The sequence below is a fragment of the Brasilonema angustatum genome (assembly GCF_059505445.1).
The window spans coordinates 56891-75209 of sequence record NZ_JCACKO010000145.1; the positions used below are offsets into that span (position 1 = coordinate 56891).

14 protein-coding genes and 1 tRNA gene are annotated in these 18319 nt (G+C 42.2%); 8 read left to right on the top strand and 7 right to left on the bottom strand.

Annotated elements, in window-relative coordinates; all coding sequences use genetic code 11:
• The first annotated feature begins 883 nt into the window (after window positions 1-883).
• The 3 genes from AC5JM2_RS29675 to AC5JM2_RS29685 all read left to right on the top strand — a co-directional run bounded on the left by AC5JM2_RS29675 (window position 884) and on the right by AC5JM2_RS29685 (window position 6281).
• Window positions 884-3781: a PAS domain S-box protein gene (locus AC5JM2_RS29675; protein ID WP_495838750.1), complete on the top strand. Its 2898-nt coding sequence runs from the start codon at window positions 884-886 to the stop codon at window positions 3779-3781.
• Complete coding sequence (locus AC5JM2_RS29680; protein ID WP_495838751.1) at window positions 3759-4979, top strand: EAL domain-containing response regulator; 1221 nt, start codon at window positions 3759-3761, stop codon at window positions 4977-4979. The genes AC5JM2_RS29675 and AC5JM2_RS29680 overlap by 23 nt, the downstream gene beginning before the upstream one ends.
• Before the next feature lie 207 nt (window positions 4980-5186).
• On the top strand, window positions 5187-6281 hold the full coding sequence (locus AC5JM2_RS29685) for a hybrid sensor histidine kinase/response regulator (protein WP_495838753.1): 1095 nt from the start codon (window positions 5187-5189) through the stop codon (window positions 6279-6281).
• A gap of 26 nt (window positions 6282-6307) precedes the next feature.
• Here AC5JM2_RS29685 and AC5JM2_RS29690 read toward each other — a convergent pair whose 3' ends face one another.
• A complete protein-coding gene (locus AC5JM2_RS29690) occupies window positions 6308-7318 on the bottom strand; it encodes a zinc-dependent alcohol dehydrogenase family protein (protein WP_495838755.1) in 1011 nt (336 codons plus the stop codon).
• A 558-nt stretch (window positions 7319-7876) separates the two neighbouring features.
• On the opposite strand from AC5JM2_RS29690, the gene AC5JM2_RS29695 reads away from it, so the two are divergent.
• A complete protein-coding gene (locus tag AC5JM2_RS29695; protein ID WP_495838757.1) occupies window positions 7877-9127 on the top strand; it encodes an HhoA/HhoB/HtrA family serine endopeptidase in 1251 nt (416 codons plus the stop codon).
• Between the two features lie 72 nt (window positions 9128-9199).
• On the opposite strand, the gene AC5JM2_RS29700 is transcribed toward AC5JM2_RS29695, so the two are convergent.
• The 5 genes from AC5JM2_RS29700 to AC5JM2_RS29720 form a co-directional block, all read right to left on the bottom strand.
• Window positions 9200-10678, bottom strand: a complete 1479-nt coding sequence (locus AC5JM2_RS29700; RefSeq protein WP_495838759.1) for an alpha-amylase — start codon at window positions 10676-10678, stop codon at window positions 9200-9202.
• 113 nt (window positions 10679-10791) lie between these two features.
• On the bottom strand, window positions 10792-11232 hold the full coding sequence (locus tag AC5JM2_RS29705) for a DUF1003 domain-containing protein (RefSeq protein ID WP_495838886.1): 441 nt from the start codon (window positions 11230-11232) through the stop codon (window positions 10792-10794).
• A complete protein-coding gene (locus tag AC5JM2_RS29710) occupies window positions 11226-12056 on the bottom strand; it encodes a class I SAM-dependent DNA methyltransferase (protein WP_495838761.1) in 831 nt (276 codons plus the stop codon). The genes AC5JM2_RS29705 and AC5JM2_RS29710 overlap by 7 nt, the downstream gene beginning before the upstream one ends.
• Before the next feature lie 111 nt (window positions 12057-12167).
• Window positions 12168-12422, bottom strand: coding sequence for a helix-turn-helix domain-containing protein (locus tag AC5JM2_RS29715; protein ID WP_210612119.1), 255 nt, complete (start codon window positions 12420-12422; stop codon window positions 12168-12170).
• Between the two features lie 128 nt (window positions 12423-12550).
• Window positions 12551-12676 (bottom strand): hypothetical protein, encoded by a 126-nt coding sequence (locus tag AC5JM2_RS29720; RefSeq protein WP_495838763.1) that lies wholly within the window; start codon window positions 12674-12676, stop codon window positions 12551-12553.
• Window positions 12677-12679: 3 nt separating this feature from the next.
• On the opposite strand from AC5JM2_RS29720, the gene AC5JM2_RS29725 reads away from it, so the two are divergent.
• Window positions 12680-12991, top strand: coding sequence for a hypothetical protein (locus AC5JM2_RS29725; RefSeq protein WP_495838765.1), 312 nt, complete (start codon window positions 12680-12682; stop codon window positions 12989-12991).
• Between the two features lie 125 nt (window positions 12992-13116).
• The gene (gene cas12k / locus AC5JM2_RS29730) at window positions 13117-15018 is read left to right on the top strand and encodes a type V CRISPR-associated protein Cas12k (RefSeq protein ID WP_495838767.1); all 1902 of its coding nucleotides are present in this window, start codon (window positions 13117-13119) and stop codon (window positions 15016-15018) included.
• 1066 nt (window positions 15019-16084) lie between these two features.
• Here the strand turns inward: cas12k and AC5JM2_RS29735 are convergent.
• Window positions 16085-16156 (bottom strand) — tRNA-Thr (locus AC5JM2_RS29735).
• A gap of 356 nt (window positions 16157-16512) precedes the next feature.
• Between AC5JM2_RS29735 and argF the strand changes: the two genes are divergently transcribed.
• Window positions 16513-17439 (top strand): ornithine carbamoyltransferase, encoded by a 927-nt coding sequence (argF, locus tag AC5JM2_RS29740; protein WP_495838769.1) that lies wholly within the window; start codon window positions 16513-16515, stop codon window positions 17437-17439.
• A 160-nt stretch (window positions 17440-17599) separates the two neighbouring features.
• The gene (gene lexA / locus AC5JM2_RS29745) at window positions 17600-18205 is read left to right on the top strand and encodes a transcriptional repressor LexA (protein ID WP_495838770.1); all 606 of its coding nucleotides are present in this window, start codon (window positions 17600-17602) and stop codon (window positions 18203-18205) included.
• Window positions 18206-18319: the final 114 nt, after the last annotated feature.

The window sequence follows — 18319 nt, forward strand, 5'->3', positions numbered from 1 at the left end:
TGAAGCGCGCAGTGTTAACGTTTGCGCAGCACCCCTTTTAGGGGCTAGTAGACGCCCTGGTCGCCTTAGGCTGGGAGGGAGTGATATCAAGTTCGGCTAATTAGTTATAATTCCCGAATCTATGCATTAAGCTTAAAAACCCTTCCCCTCTGCCCCTCTGCACCTCTGCCCCCCCTGCGGTCTTAATGATAAGTCTTTAACCGAACACGATATGAGGGTTGGACAAACCCTCGCCCCTTGGGCGACGCCAAGGGCGAACGACAAGGATGGACAACCCTTGTATTTTTGCGGCTGTATCAGGTGCGATCGTGAAATGGTATAAAAATCTCTTTTCCCCAGTACCAGATGCTCCCTGCTCAGAGCTCCCTCCCAAGAGCACTAATGATAAATCTTTAACCGAACACAATATGAAGCGTATTGGTTAATAAGCGAAGCAGTGCGCTGGCTCGTCTTTGTTAAGCGATATTGAGTGTAAAAATAGTGTAAAAAATTACTATATTACGAGATTTCACGCAAGGAAATACCGATAGACAAGGTAAAAATAAAAATACACCAGGACTTACGCACGAACAACGTAACTATAGTCCGCAGCGACGTTCGGGAAGCATAAGCCCTATGCGCAAAGCGTGTGCGAGGACAAGTGTGTCTGTTGGAGGAGATACACCAGAACTGGCACGAGGCAAACAAGGACTAATGCGCCCTTATTCACCGCACGGTGAGACAGCGCGCTTACTCACCGTAAGGCGTGGCGGAGCGCCATAGGGCGCTGCCTCACTGAAGCTCCTCCTTGGGTGCACTACCTTTTTGGTGAGTTCTTTTCTGTTCAATACATAACTTAATAGATACAAAACAATTTTGTGCTACTAGATTCTTGCAAACATTTATGCAGACCCTTGCTCAATTTATTTCACTGCCATCTTTAGATTCTGCAATTGACTTTTTCCCCCTAACTGTTGCACCTGAAACACTTTTATCAGATGTCATAGCTCTGATGAAGAAGCATGAACCACAAACAAGGTGTGTGTTGATAGTTGAGAATTTGCAGATAGTAGGGTGGTTTACAGAGCATGATGCGCTACACCTTCTATTTTCAGACGTCAACCTACAGACTGCCAAAGTGTCTGAAGTCATGAGGACTTCAGTACCTACCCTAAAATATTCTGAGATTCCTTGTGTAGTATTTATACTGTCATTTTTACGCCAACATAATTTGTTTTGTGTACCACTCATTGATGAGCAAGGTCAACTCGTTGGCTTATGCACCTATGAAAGTATTTGTCAAGCCTTACAACAAGCAGGGGACATTATATCGAGTCCCTCTTATGGCTGCATGCTTGCCAGCAGCGAAGATATTACCGAGCAAAAAAGAATTACTGAGACCTTGCGTGAGAGTGAGGAGCAATTCTACAAACTGGCAAACGAGTTACCAATACTCATGTGGATGAGTGATGCTAATGGTTTGAATACATTTGTCAACCAATCCACCGTAGAATTTACAGGACGCCCTTTAGAAAAGTTACTAGGTGAAGGTTGGCTAGAAGGAATTCATCCTGAAGATAAACAGCACTGTATTGATACATATCTACCAGCATTCAAAAATTATCAACGTTTCCACTATGTCTATCGTTTTTTGCGTGCTGATGGAGAGTACCGTTCGCTGAGCAACATAGGCGTTCCAAGGTTTGAATCTGATGGCAGCTTTGTTGGTTACATTGGCTGCTGTATAGATATTACTGAACGTGTAGAGGCAGAATTCGCATTACAACAGGTACAAGCAGAGCTAGAAACCCGAGTTGAGGAGCGAACAAGGGCTGTCAAACAAATGAATCGGCAGCTGATTTTTGAAATGACTGATCGTGTGTATGCAGAAGAGCAACTGCGCCAATCGCAGCAAATGTTGCAGCTGATCATGGACAACATCCCCCAAGGTATTTTCTGGAAAAATACAGCTTCTGTGTACTTAGGTTGTAATCGCATCTTTGCCAAAATGTTTGGTCTTGAGAGAGCAGAAAATGTTGTGGGCAAGACTGACTATGATTTCGTTGTTAACGAAGAGGAGGCAGATTTCTACTGTGAATCTGACCTCAAAGTGATGCAGACTGATACGCCCAAATATCACATTATCTTTTCCCGCATCCAAAAGGATGGTAAACAAGTTTGGCTGGAGGCAAGTAAAATCCCACTTCACGATCATCAAGGCAATGTCATGGGGGTTCTTGGCACTTTTGAAGACATTACTGAGCGCAAACAAGCAGAAGAAAGTTTACAACTGCGCGATCGCGCGATCGCAGCTAGCAGTAATGGCATCATCATTGCTGATGTTACAATGCCAGACTCGCCAATCATATATGCTAACTCAGCATTGGAGCAAATCACTGGTTATTCAGTAGAGGAGGTGATTGGGAAAAATTACAGTTTTCTCCACGGCTATGATATCTATCAACCGGGTATGAGCGAGTTACACGATGCCATTGCGCAAGGAAAAAGTTGCACCGTAGTTTTACGTAACTACCGCAAAGATGGTACACTATTCTGGAATCAAGTCAGTATTTCTCCGGTTTATGACAATCATGGTCAGTTCACTCATTACATTAGTATTCAAAGTGATATCACAGAACGTAAGCAGGCAGAGGTGGCGCTCTTAGTTTCACAAGAGCGGTTGCAATATTTACTTTCTTCTAGTCCTGGTGTGATTTATAGCAGCAAAATCGAGAGTGACTATAGCATTACGTTTATGAGCGCAAACGTTATCGCCACACTAGGGTATGAAGCACATAAATTTACTGCTGATTCCAGCTTTTGGGCTAGTTATATTCACCCAGAAGACTTACAGCAGGTGTTTGTAGCGATGTCAAAACTTCTTGAGCAAGGGCACAATAGTCACGAGTATCGCTTTTTGCACAAAAATGGCACATATCGCTGGATGTACGACCAAGCAAAGCTGGTGCGGGATGAGGCTGGTGAACCATTGGAAATTGTTGGTTACTGGCTGGACATCACAGAACGTAAGCAACTAGAAGAGGAATTAAAAGCTTCGTTGTATAAAGAAAAAGAACTGAATGAACTGAAATCTCGCTTTGTCTCAATGACTTCCCATGAATTTCGTACGCCGCTAAGCACTATTCTTTCCTCATCAGAGTTGTTAGAACACTACCGTCATAAATGGACTGAGGAAAAACAACTGTCTCACCTGCATCGCATTCAAACTTCTGTCAAGCGTATGACTGAGATGTTAAACAATGTCTTAGTGATTGGAAAAGTGGAGGCAGGAAAATTAGATTTTAAACCCGTGCCCTTTGATTTAGTTGAATACTGCCATTATCTAGTGGAAGAATTACAACTGAATGTTAATAATCAACATGCAATCAACTTTAGTAGTCAATCTGACTCCATGCCATGCTGTATGGATGAAAAATTGCTAGGGCATATTCTTGGTAATTTACTCTCAAATGCAATTAAGTATTCTCCAACTGGTACTACTGTCAGATTTACTCTAACGTTTGATGATACTCTAGCAGTCTTTAGAATTCAAGACCAAGGAATAGGTATTCCACCAGCAGACTTACCTCACCTGTTTGAGTCTTTTCACAGAGCGACAAACGTAGGTAACATCCAAGGTACGGGGTTAGGACTAGCAATTGTAAAAAACTGCGTGGAAACCCATCATGGTGAAATTACGGTAAAAAGTGAAATTGGGCTGGGAACTCTATTTACTGTAACTCTGCCGTTAAACTATTACATTCCATTAGAGGCAAGCCATGACCAAAATTTTAGTCATTGAAGACGAAAAACTAGTACGAGAAAACATTATAGATTTATTAGCCGCAGAAGACTTTGATACTATTGCTGCTGCCAATGGTCGCGTTGGATTAGATTTAGCAGTTTCTCAAATTCCCGATTTGATTTTATGCGACTTAATGATGCCAGAAGTGGATGGTTATGGTGTCTTGACAAGATTACGTGAAAAACCAATCACAGCAACTATTCCATTTATTTTTCTGACAGCAAAATCTGCTAGGACTGACTTTCGTCAAGGAATGGATTTAGGTGCTGATGACTATCTGACAAAACCATTTACTCGGACTGAACTATTAAATGCGATCACCAGCCGCTTAGCGAAGCAAGCAACTTTGGCAAAGCAAGTCTCTACCAAATTTGACGCGCAGACTTTCTCTCCCAAACAACAGATGATAGAAATGTTTTTGCGTCGTGCTATAGAACGGGAGGAGTTTGAGCAATTTCTAATTTACTACCAACCTATAGTCGATATTCATTCTGGTCGAATTATCGGTGCTGAAAGTTTATTACGTTGGCAGCATCCAGAATTAGGAATGGTTACTCCCACAGAATTGATTCCTTTAGCAGAATCGACTGGTTTAATTCTCCCTATTAGTGATTGGGTATTAAAAAATGTTTGTCAACAAATGAAACTCTGGCATAATCAAGGATTCACAGACTTGCGCATAGCTGTTAACATATCGGCGAATCAATTAAAGCAACCTAACTTTACTGAAAAAATAATTCATCTTTTATTGGCTAATAACTTAGTGCCAGATTGTTTAGTTTTAGAATTAACTGAAAATATAATTATGCCAGATATGAATCAGGCTATTTCTACTATGAATGAAATACATTCTTATGGAGTAAAAATTGCAATAGATGATTTTGGAGCCGGATATACTTCTTTAATTTATTTGAAGCAATTACCCATTCACACTTTAAAAATTGATCGATACTTTATTCAATGTATTGCCAATGATTTACAGAAAGCAATCATTACAACGGCATTGATTCAAATGGCACATAATCTTAACCTTCATATAGTTGCTGAAGGTGTAGAAACGGAACAAGAACTTGCTTTTTTACGTCAACATAAATGTGATGCAATACAAGGATTTTTATTTAGCCATCCATTACCAGCAACAGAGTTTGAAAAAATATTAGTTGCTAAAAAACGGTTGAATATGTCAATCGTTTAAATTTTTTAGTCAATGTAAATGACTGATTATCAATTATCAATTATCAATTGTCGCTAGAAATGATTGTTTCTCAAAAAATCACAATTGATAATTGACAATTGATATTTTCATGATCAATGTCAAGGAACTACTAGAAAAAACGTAACTGTCATCGATAACCAATCAAATCAAAATCTAAATTTTTTCAAGAATTAAGCTTTTTTGAATATGTATAAAATTTTGGTCATAGAAGATGAGACAAGTGTCAGACAAAATCTTTTGGAATTACTAACTTATGAGGATTTTGATGTTATTGCTGCAGAAAATGGTCAGGTTGGTGTGAAGGTAGCTCAAAAGGAAATTCCCGACTTGATTATTTGTGACGTGATGATGCCAGAACTAGATGGTTATGGCGTTTTAAAAACATTACGTCAACAATCTACAACAGCAACGATTCCGTTGATTTTTTTAACAGCTAAAACAGAGAAAACTTACTTACGCCAAGGGATGGAATTGGGAGCTGATGACTATTTAACAAAGCCTTTTACCCGCGCAGAACTAATTGCTGCGATTTCCTCCCGATTAAAAAAACAACTTGCCATTCGTCAGCAGTCACAAAGAAGGCTGGATGATTTGCGTAGTAGTATTACCATGTCTCTTCCTCACGAAATGAGAACACCACTAAATGGTATTTTAGGTTTTTCAGAACTTTTAATGAAAGAAGCCGATAACCTTTCTCGGCATGAAATTTTTGAGATGGCAGAAGGTCTTCATAAGTCGGGAAAACGCTTACACAGGTTAGTTCAAAATTTTTTATTGTACACAGAGCTCGAAATGATAGCAACAGATCCAAAACGAATGAAAAACTTGCAAAGCCATAAAACTGTTTTTCCTTCAATGGCGTTGCAAAAATTAATTACTGAAAAAGCTCAACAAGTGGGACGTTATACAGATTTTCAAGTCAATTTACAAAGCCCTTGTTGTGTACAAATTTGTGAAACAAGACTTTATAAAATTATTGAAGAATTAATTGATAATGCCTTTAAGTTTTCAATATCAGGAACACAAGTTTATCTAACAAGTACTTCAGTTAGTAATCAACTGATGATCTCACTGACCAACTACGGACGAGGCATGACAGCCGCTCAAATTGCTGAATTGGGAGCATACCGACAATTTGAGCGCCAACTCTATGAACAACAAGGCTCGGGTTTGGGTTTAATCATTGCTAAACGTATAGTTGAGTTATATGGAGGGGAACTTTGTATTCACAGTAAGCTAGGAGAAAAAACAGTTATGCAAGTCATGCTTCCGTGTATTTAAGCTGACTCAAAGTTCTACCCTTGCTCCTAAAAGCGCAGCGCAATCTTACCGAAATGCGCGCCACTCTCCATGTACTCTAACGCCTGTCGCGCTTCCTCAAAGGGGAACACTCGGTCAACAATGGGTTTGATACTATGTAAAGCAATTGCCTTGTTCATTGCCTCAAACATAGCGCGACTACCTACGTAGATGCCTTGTACAGTTATCCCTTTGTGTAGAATCGATGCTGTACTGACATCTGCACTGAGTCCAGAAAGTACTCCAATCAAACTGATATGTCCGCCGTAGCGTGCTGCACGTAGGGATTTATTGAAGGTAGCAGCACCGCCAACCTCAATAATGCGATCAATTCCCACCTGATTTGTCAGTTGCCAAACTTTTTCATCCCAGTTTGGTGTAGTTTTGTAATTAATGAGTTCAGATACCCCAAGTTGCTTCAACTTATCTAACTTCAGGTCGCTGCTAGAAGTGGCAATGACTTGCACTCCCATTATCTTGCCAAACTGCAACGCAAATAAAGATACTCCTCCCGTACCTTGTATGAGAATAGTGTCGCCAGCTTTCAGCTTGCCATCTGTTGTTAGGGCGTTCCAAGCCGTTACCGCAGCACAAGGTAACGATGCTGCTTCCTCGTCAGAAAGATGTTCTGGGACATGAACAACGCCGTCTTCATGAAGCGTCGCGTACTCAGCCAAGATACCATCAATCGCTCCACCCAATGCTGATTTTGATTTATCTGCTGAAAATTCCCCTTCTAACCAGGTTTGCATGAAGATGCCAGCGACGCGATCGCCCACCCTAACTCTACTCACTCCCTCCCCAACAGCAACCACTTCCCCCACACCATCAGACAATGGAACAAAAGGTAGCTTTTGCTTAGAACCGTATGCGCCTTTGACTGTTAACAAATCCCGATAATTCAGCGAAGCAGCATGCATCTTTAAGAGAATCTGTCCTGCTTTTGGTTGTGGTTCTGGTTTTTCAACCAGTGTTAATGCATCTAAACCTTCTTTGGAGTGAACTTCCCAGACTTTCATCACAGTTTCCCATTGCTTTTTTCTACTGCTTGCTTATCACAAATTCATCAATCAAGCAAGGTTTTTCTAGTAGCGGGCTGCAAGTCGAACAGCACAGCCTACAGTCATAATGGTCGTAAAGGTGCCGATATTGTTGACACTGATTTGTTTTTGAAATGAAAGCGCACAGCTTTGATGGGTTGTCAGAAAAACTTGATTTTTTGGGTTTATGCAACCCATTAGCTCTTTGTAATAGCAGAAATTAAGTAGATAGGTGGAAATAAACAGAACTATGTTAAAAAATGTAAAAACCCCTCAAACCTTTACTAATGAACGGCAGGTGCTCATGGGGGAAACCCCCAAGACCGCACTGCCTCCTAATGACTAATGAACGGCAGTCGCCACAACGGGGGAAACCCCAACGCTCTTATCCTGCGACGGGAAACCCGTCTATGTCCTGCGGACACGCTAGTCCCTAAGAGGGACGCTGCGCAAATGCTATCAGCACTGGCGCAGCAAGGCGCTGCCTCCTAATGACTGCCAAAACTAGTTAACTTTATTTGTACCGACCTACTTACTATGTCTTTGTCATCTTCTGAAGAACAACGTTTCTTGCCCGTTTTACGTCAAGTGATTAGCCATGCTTTAATCGCTGTCTTGAGTGTGGCATTAACTTTGACGATATTATGGGCTTTTCCCAACTTACCAATTCTTAAGCGATCATCTCTACAGAGTGCTGTTGCACCCATAACTTCCACAGTAGAAACAACGACTCCCTCAACAGCAGACTCCCAAGAAGTTCCTATCCGGAGTTTCGTGAGTGCTGCTGTCAATCGAGTCGGAACCGCAGTTGTGCAAATTGATACAGACCGCAAAATCACAATGCGTGCACCTGCTCCATATTTGAGTGACCCCTTTTTCCGCGATTTTTTTGGTAATGATTTCTCTGCGATGCCTCAAGAGTATCACCAACGCGGAGAAGGTTCTGGTTTTATTATTGACCCCAATGGCATGATTCTCACTAATGCTCATGTTGTCAGTGGTGCTGATTCTGTGACTGTCACTCTCAAGGATGGACGCAAGTTAAAAGGAGAGGTGAAAGGAGTTGATGAGCCTTCTGATTTGGCAGTTGTCAAAATTGATGGGAAAGATTTGCCAGTAGCTGCCCTTGGAAGTTCGCAAGACTTGAAAGTGGGTGATTGGGCGATCGCAGTCGGCAACCCGTTAGGATTAGATAACACGGTCACTTTGGGTATTATCAGCACGTTGAATCGCTCCAGCGCTCAAGTTGGCATCCCAGATAAACGCTTGGACTTCATCCAAACTGATGCTGCTATCAATCCTGGTAATTCTGGTGGTCCTTTGCTGAATGAACAAGGTGAAGTTATTGGCATTAATACAGCAATTCGTGCTGATGCTCAGGGAATCGGGTTTGCGATTCCGATTGACAAAGCCAAGGTGATTAAAAATGCTTTGGTTCGTGGTGAGAAAATCCCGCATCCTTACATTGGCGTTCGGATGATGACTCTTACACCAGAATTGGCAAAACAATCAAACAGTGACCCCAATACAGCGATAACTTTACCACAAATCAATGGTGTATTGGTGATACAAGTGATACCTAATAGTCCTGCAGCTACTGCTGGTGTGCGTCGAGGAGATGTCATTACCCAAGTTGGTGAACAAGCGATAACGACTGCCGAACAGTTGCAAGACTTGGTAGAACTCAGTCGAATCAACCAGCCCTTGCAAATGAAGGTACAACGGGGTGAACAAACTCAACAGTTGAGCGTGCGACCGGGTGAACTGGGGGAAGCTTCTGAGTCTTAAATCAGTGAACAGTTATCAGCATAATCAGCTTTCTTGATCTGATAACTGATAACTGATAACTGGTAACTCCGACTAGGACTGTGGAACCCACACAGAAACGGAACCAGCAGTACATCGAAAATCAGCCCAGCCGTCATCATTTGTTGTGATGGGTTCGCTGATATGTTCGGTGATGTCAATGTAAGTGCTGTTGGGTTGCCCAACTTCCATCCACTTAGTCCCCTCTTCCCCATTACTCAAAACAACTGCCATTCCGCCAGGATGTTCTTCATCTCCTAAGCGTGTCCAGCCCATTGTATTAGGGTGATCGAAATAATCGTATTGATCGCCATAGGCATAGGTTTGACGAGCATGTAAAAACTTATCAATTAGCCATTGATGACTATCGAGCCAAATCTCATGCTCATTGCCATCTGTGCCCGTATCCTTGTAATTAGCACCATAGTAATCCGCATAGAAGATACAGGGATAACCATCACTTCGCAGTAGGATCAACGCATAAGCCAACGGTTTAAACCAGCTTTCCACTACAGACTCCAACGACTGCAAGGGTTGAGAATCGTGATTCTCTACCAAGGTGACGGCTAAAGCAGGTTGCTCTTGCACCAAGGTGTTATCAAAGATCTGCCGCATGTCGTACTCATTGCCTTGTTTGCTGGCTGCGCTAAAGTTATAGTGCAATGGCGCATCAAACAACAACACATCGCCACCCGTAACGCTAATGAAATGGTGCAGCGCTTCAATTTCATAAGACCAATACTCACCCACAGCAAAGAGATCGCGCTTCGCATGTTGACGACAGTGCTGTAACCATTCTGGGAAAAAGCCAGCCCTAACGTGTTTAACTGCATCAAAGCGAAATCCATCTACCACAGTGGTGTCTATGAACCATTCCCCCCAGCGCTTGAGTTCGTCGCGAACTTCTTGATTCTCCATATCCAGATCGCATCCCATCAAATAGTCAAAAGCGCCTTTTTCTAGATCAACCTGTTCGTCAAATTGTTTATCTTTAAACAGGTAAACTGCATTCTCACCTTCGTTGTAAACGTTATAATCAACTGCGTCGAAGTGCCACCAGTGCCATTCCATTTCGGAGTATTTGCCTTTGCGACCTGGGAAGGTGAAGTGAGTCCACACTTTTATTGTTTGCATCTCACCGATTGGCTCGTGGCGATTGTCTGGATTGTAGGGAGTTGCTTCCACCTCTTCGGCTTCGTCTGCACCTAACTTATGGTTGAGGACAACATCAGCATATACTCGAATACCAGCATCTCTTGCTGCTTTGACAGCAGCGATATACTCCTCTTTTGTGCCGTACTTTGTCCGAACCGAGCCTTTCTGGTCAAACTCACCTAGATCGTACATATCGTAGACGCCATAGCCGACATCGTAGCCGCCCCCTGTTCCTTTGTAAGCTGGGGGTAACCAAACAGATGTAACACCTACATCAGCTAACTCTTTGACTCTATCCTTTAACTCATTCCAAAGATTACCATCTGGAGGGATATACCAATGGAAGTACTGCATCATTACACCATTGAGTTGAGCCATATGTGTCCCTGTAGTAAGATCTACGATAATTTTTTATTTTCGACACAAAGACTATACTTGAAATTTTGTTTGATATCTCTAAATAGAAATAAAAATCTACTGAAAAACTGCAATTAACTATTGTTTTCTTCTACGGATGACAGTTCTTGAGCCAAGTTTTTCTGGAGTGCTTCCAATACCGCGATCGGGTCAGCAGGTTCTTGCATCAATTGGGCTTCGGAATCATGCCGATTTATCACATCAGGCAAATCAGCACGGAGTTCTTCTAATAGAGAAATAATCTTGGCAATTTTTTGCTCGGAGAGCAAGTTAAGCTGTAGCATCAGTTGCGCCCGCTGTTCGGCAAAGTTTTCTTGGCGAGTTTGTCGCACCAGCACTCCAGTTGAAATCACTAATGCGGCTGCGTCTAAGCCGTGATTTGACCAGCTAAATGAGGGCAGGTTGAATGGTAAAAAGCGATCAAAAAAACTACCAAAAATCCACAAAGTCAATATGAGTAGTAAAATATACATGAATGTTGACCGCCCAAAGAATGTAGCGATCGCTTCTAATATCCGCTGGTATCGGGATTGGTAAAAACAGGGTTACGCAGAGTATCCCCGCGTTCAATTACAAAATCCTCAACTCCGTGCAGCACCAGGTTCATGCGGGCTGTGGACGCTGTAGTTAAATTCTTCTCTTGTCCGTACAGCTTACCAAAAAAGGTTCTTGGATCGCCACCTTTGTCCCGCACATGAGCAACAGCCGCCAGCAACATCCCTCCTGTGCCGCACGCAGGGTCATAAACGCTTTCGCCTTCCTGCGGGTCAAGTATATCCACCATTAACCGTACCACACTACGCGGAGTATAAAATTCACCAGCCTTGTTTTTAGTGGTATCGGCAAACTTTTTAATCAGGTACTCGTAAGCATCCCCTATGACATCGCTGGTAACGCGCTTGTTGCTGAGGTTTAGTGCCGAGAAATGCTCAATCAGGTCTTTCAGCAGTTCATCGGGTAGCCGCTCTTTATTTGTCCACTGGGCATCACCAAACACTCCGTACAGGTGCTTCTGGTTGGCGGCTTCAATACTACGCATAGCGTTTTGCAGCACCGTCCCCACATTGCTAGCTGCCTCACGCACGTCTTTCCAGTGATTGCCTTCTGGGATTTGGAAGCGGTGTTCATCAGGAAAATCGTCTCCGTATTCCTCCATCATTGCTCGGTATTCTTCATCCCAGACATCACAGATGCGCTTGAAGAACAGCAACGGCAGGATGTAGCTTTTCCAGTCAGTACGATCCACGGGACTGCCACGCAAAATGTTTGCCGCTTCCCATAGGTGGGACTCCAGCTCTTGTAGGGTAATGGGGGCATCAAACAGTGTTCCCTGGATCATGGGTTCTCGTACCAAAATAAACGAGCAGCCTTTGTTTTAATGTTACAAAGACCAAATATAGCGACGACAATTATAGGACAGAATTCTCAATTTATCTTGTTATATTTATACTTACGCCACATCAACAATAGAAACAACCTTGCCATCACCATCATCCGGCTCATATTCCAACAGTTCCCCAGGCTGACAATTTAACGCCTTACAAATGCCATTCAATCTTTCTGGGATTAATCGTGGCATCTCGTCAACTTTGCGAAGCCTGTACACTGAATTTTCTGTTATCCCTAACGCTTCCGCCAAGTCCTTATTTCTGACTCGCTTTCGCGCCATCACTTCATTTAATTTCCAACGAATCACTTGATTCATAAACTTACACTACATCACCAGTTTAGTAGCTGCTAGACGTAGATTTATCTACTTGCCATTATTCTACATCAAGTGTAGATATAACAACGTTGAAGTTTTATAAATCTACACTTGATAAAATTCTACATTTAACATAGATTAAAAATGAGACAAAAATAAAGGCGATCGCCCAGTCGCCAAACCACGCGATCGCCTTTTAGGCGGGCGCTTTGCGCCATCGCCTTTTGTAAAACCCCGATTATGAGGTCACTCACATAATGACACAACGAGAGTTTGATAACCAAGCCTCGGCTCAAGCAGAGTTCGAGGAACATATCGATGAGTCTGCTGATGCAGTAGCACCAGAATTTGAAATCGACTCGATACCAGACGATTTTGGAGAACTTTATCGAGTTTGGTATGGTTCCCGGCTTCTTGGCACTTTTTATCAGAATCTTGAGGGTAAATGGATAGCGCAACCGTGTCATCGAGATAAACAACTTTGTTGTGAAACTCCTGATGCAGCGCAACTATTAATCATTGCTGTTAGTGGGTTGCTAGTAGCAGAGGTAGCCCAGCAAGTTGCATAAGTTTTTCCCTCAGCTAGAGGCGTGGTTAAATTCACGTCTCTTTCTTGCTTAGAACTTTTGGACACATTGCTGTTTGTGAAAACTTTATTAATCATTCCTTCAATGACAATCCTGCGTAAAACGACATGAGCATTATCACAATTCAATGTCGCCTGGTTGCAAGCGAATCCGCCCGTCGCTATCTTTGGCAGATTATGTCAGAGAAAAATACACCCTTGGTTAACGAGCTTTTGAAGCAAGTAGGGAAACACTCTGATTTTGAGAAATGGTTACAAGCAGGAAAACTTCCACCCGGAGTAGTAAGATCTGTGTGTAACTTGCTTGCAAGCCAAGAGTGTTTTGCAGAGCAACCCAAAAGGTTTTATAAATCAGCTATCGAATTAACGGAATATATCTACAAATCCTGGTTAGCTTTGCAACAGAGACGACAAAAGCAACTAGATGGAAAAACCCACTGGTTGTCCATGCTTAAAACTGATGCTGAACTGGTCGAAATCAGCGGTTGTAGTTTGGAAAATATTCGAGCTAAAGCCCTTGAAATTCTGGTGAGAATAACTACTCATCCCAGTAATCAGCCGCAGCAGAAGAAAAAGAGTAAAAAAGGTAGTAATTCCAAAGTATCTTCCAAGCTATCAACTACCTTATTTCAGGCTTACGACCAAACAGAAGATGAGCCAGAGCGCTGCGCTATCACGTACCTGCTGAAAAATAACTGCCAGGTAACAGAAGAAGAGGAAGATGCAAAAAAATTTGCTCTGCGTCGTCGCAAAAAAGAAAAAGAAATTGAACGCCTTAAAGAGCAACTAGCCAGTCGAATGCCTCATGGTAGGGACTTAACCGGAGAACAATGGTTGCAAACGTTGCTTATTGCTAAAACAACTGTCCCTCAAAGCGAAGAAGAAGCCCGTTCTTGGCAAAGTAGTCTTCTCAAAAAACCAAGCTCTATTCCATTTCCAGTCCAATTTACATCCAAGGAAGACTTGATTTGGTCAAAAAACCAAAACGGTCGTATCTGCATTAAGTTCAGCGGTTTGGGCGAGCATATATTTGAAGTGTATTGCGATCGCAGACAACTTCATTGGTTTCAACGCTTCTTAGAAGACCAGCAAATCAAGCGTAGCGGCAAAGACCAGTATTCCAGTGGCTTATTCACTCTATGTTCGGGTCGCTTGGCTTGGCAAGAAAACGAAGGCAGAGGCGAACCCTGGAATGTTCATTGCTTGACTCTGTACTGTTCCCTAGATACTCGTTTATGGACAATTGAGGGAACAGAAACGGTAAGCCAAGACAAAGCTGCTGAGGTAGCCAAAGAATTAACCAAGATGCAAGACAAAGGCGACCTCAACCCAAATCAGCAAAATTACATTAAACGCCTAAGCTCAACGCTAACCAAAATCAACAATCCTTACCCACGTCCGAGCAAGCCTTTGTATCAAGGTCAAACATCAATCCTCGTCGGTGTCAGTCTTGGCTTAGAAAAACCTGCAACCGCAGCAGTTGTTGATGCTTCTACCAACACAGTGCTTGCATACCGTAGTCTTAAACAGTTACTTGACGAGAACTATAAATTACTTAACCGTCAACGACAACAGCAACAACGAAATGCTCATGAACGCCACAAAGCCCAAAAACGCAGCACACCAAATCAACTATCGGAATCTGAATTAGGAAAACATCTAGATAATTTGCTTGCTAAGGCAATTATTACTCTGGCTCAAACTTACCAGGCAGGCAGCATTATTGTACCCAATATCAAAAATGTGCGCGAGGGTATTCACAGCGAAATTGAAGCCAAAGCCGAGAACAAATGTCCTAACTTCAAGGAGGGTCAACAAAAATATGCCAAGCAATATCGGCAAACTATTCACCGTTGGAGTTACAACAGATTAATTGACTGCATTCACAGTCAAGCAGCTAAGGCAAAAATTCCTGTAGAACAAGCACCGCAACCAATTCGAGGTAGTCCCCAAGAAAAAGCACGTTCTATAGCGATCGCAGCTTACCATTCTCGTCAAAATAAATCTTAATCTCCCGATTGAGTAAAATACCGAACCTTGAAAATAGAATAAATAATAGCGCCGCAGTTCATGTTCTTAGGAACCGCTGAACTGTGAAAAATCTGGGTTAGTTTGACTATTGGAAGATAGTCTTGCTTTCTGACCCTAGTAGCTGCTCACCCCGATGCTGCTGTCTGCGGACAGGAATTAGGTGCGCTCCCAGCAAAAAGGGCGCGGATATACTGCTGTAGTGGCTACCAAATCACCCTCGACCAAGGGGGAACCCATCCCAATCCTTGTTTTCAGCGATTTCAAAAGAGAAAATTTTCTCAATTCATCCGCGCTTTCTTGCGCCACAAAGGTTCCAGCGTTTTGTAGTACCAAAAATTGCTTTTTTTAACGGTAATTTGGGAAGGATAAAAATATATCCGCGCTACACACCTTGAATCATTTGTATAACAAGGGTTTTAAGGGGGAGGAGTAACAATAACCCTCCCCGTGTAGGGCGGGTTGAAAGATCATGTTTGTACTTAAAAGATGAATGCCCCAGCGTAACAATAACCCTCCCCGTGTAGGGCGGGTTGAAAGGTTTCGCACGGTTCGCCCTCAAAAAAGAGAGCTTGCGTAACAATAACCCTCCCCGTGTAGGGCGGGTTGAAAGCTTGGATTTTATCCTAAATGCTTCTACAGTCAAAGTAACAATAACCCTCCCCGTGTAGGGCGGGTTGAAAGGAATTGCTGTCAAAATATTTTAGCCAAGTAGAAATATACGAACAGGGATTTACTTATATTTCAAATTGGATGGGTTGAAAGGGTTCAAATCCGTCTGCTTTGTTTGGAAGAGCTTATGTAAAGTTAAAATATTAGGCTACGTACTAACTTTGCTTGTAGCAACTTTGCTATAGCAATCCTTGTACAGCTAAATCAAAATCAAAGTAAGCGACATTTAATTTGTTAACGGCTACAGAGAATGCATATGCGACGTTAATTTGTGAAATACGACATCAATTTGTGAAATGCGACGTTAATTTGTGAACAGCGACATTTAATTTGTGAATGTACACCTGTACAACACAGCGCTATATGGGAAGTAAAAAGCCAGCAGTCGGATTTGAACCGACGACCTTCCGATTACAAGTCGGATGCACTACCACTGTGCTATGCTGGCATATTCGGCTTTTTTGAACATCACACTAATTTGTCATTGTACCATAAGCAAGCTGATTTGACAATATACTAGTGTGAAGAGTTATATTTGTCCAAATCGCGCTCTCAATATCTCATTTTGATCATACTGCCGATTTAGCAACCTATAAACATACTTTCAGGCGCTGTGGGTGTAATGAAAATCAAACAAATTTGTGATTCTTTTCACTGACGATATTGATAAACTAGTGATATACCAAAGCTACCTTGAAATTATGGGCTAGATATAAAATATCTGGTGCAGTTTTCAGGCAAGATTTTTTGACACGGCTGGGTATAGGAACAGAAAGACAGAAGGTTCTTTGCAGAGCAACAAGCATGGCAGCGTTGATCAAACGGGATTTATTAAGTCTGGCAGACTTTAGTCCAACAGAAGTTCTAGAACTTCTGCAAATGGCATCACAACTAAAATCACAAAAGCTGAGATTGCGGTGTCATAAAGTGTTAGGGCTGTTGTTCTCCAAGGCTTCAACTCGAACACGAGTCAGTTTTACTGTCGCAATGTACCAACTGGGTGGACAGGTGATTGATCTCAATCCTAATGTGACTCAGGTTAGTCGCGGAGAACCACTGCAGGATACAGCACGAGTTCTGGATAGATATCTCGATATTTTGGCGATTCGTACCTTTGCACAGCAGGAATTGCAAATTTTTGCTAACTATGCCAAAATTCCTGTCATTAATGCTCTGACTGATTTAGAACATCCCTGTCAAGTTCTGGCTGATTTGATGACAGTGCAAGAATGCTTTGGCACTTTTTCTGGATTGACTTTGACTTATGTAGGGGATGGGAATAATGTTGCAAATTCCCTGTTATTGGGTTGCGCTTTGGTGGGAATGAATGTGAGAATTGCCACTCCCAATGGATTTGAACCAAATGCAGCAATTATAGAAACAGCACGTTCCATTGCAGCCAATAAAACTGAAGTCCTGTTAACTAATGATCCAGAAATTGCAACAAAAGGTTCTCATGTCATTTACACTGATGTTTGGGCAAGTATGGGGCAAGAACAAGAAGCAGACAACAGAATGCCTATTTTTCAACCTTATCAAGTGAATGAACAACTGATGAGTCTTGCTCAAAGCTCGGCAATTGTTTTACACTGTTTACCAGCCCATCGTGGTGAAGAAATTACTGATGAGGTTATGGAAGGTCCTCAGTCACGTATTTGGGATCAAGCTGAAAATAGGATGCATGCTCAAAAAGCTTTACTTGCAAGCATCTTAGGGGCAGAAGAATTTTAAGTTGTGAGTCAGAAATAGTTAGATTTTTACTGCATCGTTGACTCATTTATTCTCTGTCATAACTTGAATTCATCAAAATATCTAAAATAAATAGTGCGTAGGGAGGTTTTTTGTAGTACTAATGTTCTAGAAGCATTTGTATTTACCTCCCTACAAATTTATGGAACGTCTGACAGAAGCTCAAAAAGAACTTTACGAATGGCTGGCGGAATATATACGACAATACCAGCATTCACCTTCGATTCGACAAATGATGCAGGCGATGAATTTAAAATCGCCTGCACCAATTCAAAGTCGCTTGGAACATTTACGCAATAAGGGGTACATTGAATGGAGTGAAGGTAAAGCACGGACAATTAGAGTTCTACAAGCGTTAAAACAAGGTGTACCAATTTTGGGAACGATCGCCGCTGGTGGATTAATAGAACCCTTCACTGAAACAGTCGAAAATATAGATATAGCTCATTTGTCATTACCTCCCCAAGCATATGCTTTGCGGGTAACTGGCGACAGCATGATTGAAGATTCGATTGTGGAGGGAGATTTGGTATTTTTGCGTCCAGTACTAGAACCAGATCTGCTGAAAAATGGGACTATCGTCGCCGCCAGAGTAGATAGTATTGGTACGACTTTGAAGCGGTTTTACCGAAGCGGCGATCGCATTACCCTCAAACCTGCAAACTCTAAATACAATCCAATCGAGGTAAACGCGACTCAGGTGCAGGTGCAAGGTTCGCTTGTAGCTATTTGGCGCAATTACAACTGATAGATAGGGATGAGGAGGGAAGGAGGGATATTTTCCGGCGTTGCTGAATTTGAATATGAATTTCAAAAATGCTACATCTTAAACTTTGATTCTTTGCGCCTTTGCGTCTATGCG

Excerpts from the sequence above, each read along its gene's own strand:
- AC5JM2_RS29675 (WP_495838750.1), top strand. The coding sequence starts at position 884 with ATGCAGACCCTTGCTCAATTTATTTCACTGCCATCTTTAGATTCTGCA.
- AC5JM2_RS29680 (WP_495838751.1), top strand. The coding sequence starts at position 3,759 with ATGACCAAAATTTTAGTCATTGAAGACGAAAAACTAGTACGAGAAAAC.
- AC5JM2_RS29685 (WP_495838753.1), top strand. The coding sequence starts at position 5,187 with ATGTATAAAATTTTGGTCATAGAAGATGAGACAAGTGTCAGACAAAAT.
- AC5JM2_RS29690 (WP_495838755.1), bottom strand. The coding sequence starts at position 7,318 with ATGAAAGTCTGGGAAGTTCACTCCAAAGAAGGTTTAGATGCATTAACA.
- AC5JM2_RS29695 (WP_495838757.1), top strand. The coding sequence starts at position 7,877 with ATGTCTTTGTCATCTTCTGAAGAACAACGTTTCTTGCCCGTTTTACGT.
- AC5JM2_RS29700 (WP_495838759.1), bottom strand. The coding sequence starts at position 10,678 with ATGGCTCAACTCAATGGTGTAATGATGCAGTACTTCCATTGGTATATC.
- AC5JM2_RS29710 (WP_495838761.1), bottom strand. The coding sequence starts at position 12,056 with ATGATCCAGGGAACACTGTTTGATGCCCCCATTACCCTACAAGAGCTG.
- AC5JM2_RS29715 (WP_210612119.1), bottom strand. The coding sequence starts at position 12,422 with ATGAATCAAGTGATTCGTTGGAAATTAAATGAAGTGATGGCGCGAAAG.
- AC5JM2_RS29725 (WP_495838765.1), top strand. The coding sequence starts at position 12,680 with ATGACACAACGAGAGTTTGATAACCAAGCCTCGGCTCAAGCAGAGTTC.
- cas12k (WP_495838767.1), top strand. The coding sequence starts at position 13,117 with ATGAGCATTATCACAATTCAATGTCGCCTGGTTGCAAGCGAATCCGCC.
- argF (WP_495838769.1), top strand. The coding sequence starts at position 16,513 with ATGGCAGCGTTGATCAAACGGGATTTATTAAGTCTGGCAGACTTTAGT.
- lexA (WP_495838770.1), top strand. The coding sequence starts at position 17,600 with ATGGAACGTCTGACAGAAGCTCAAAAAGAACTTTACGAATGGCTGGCG.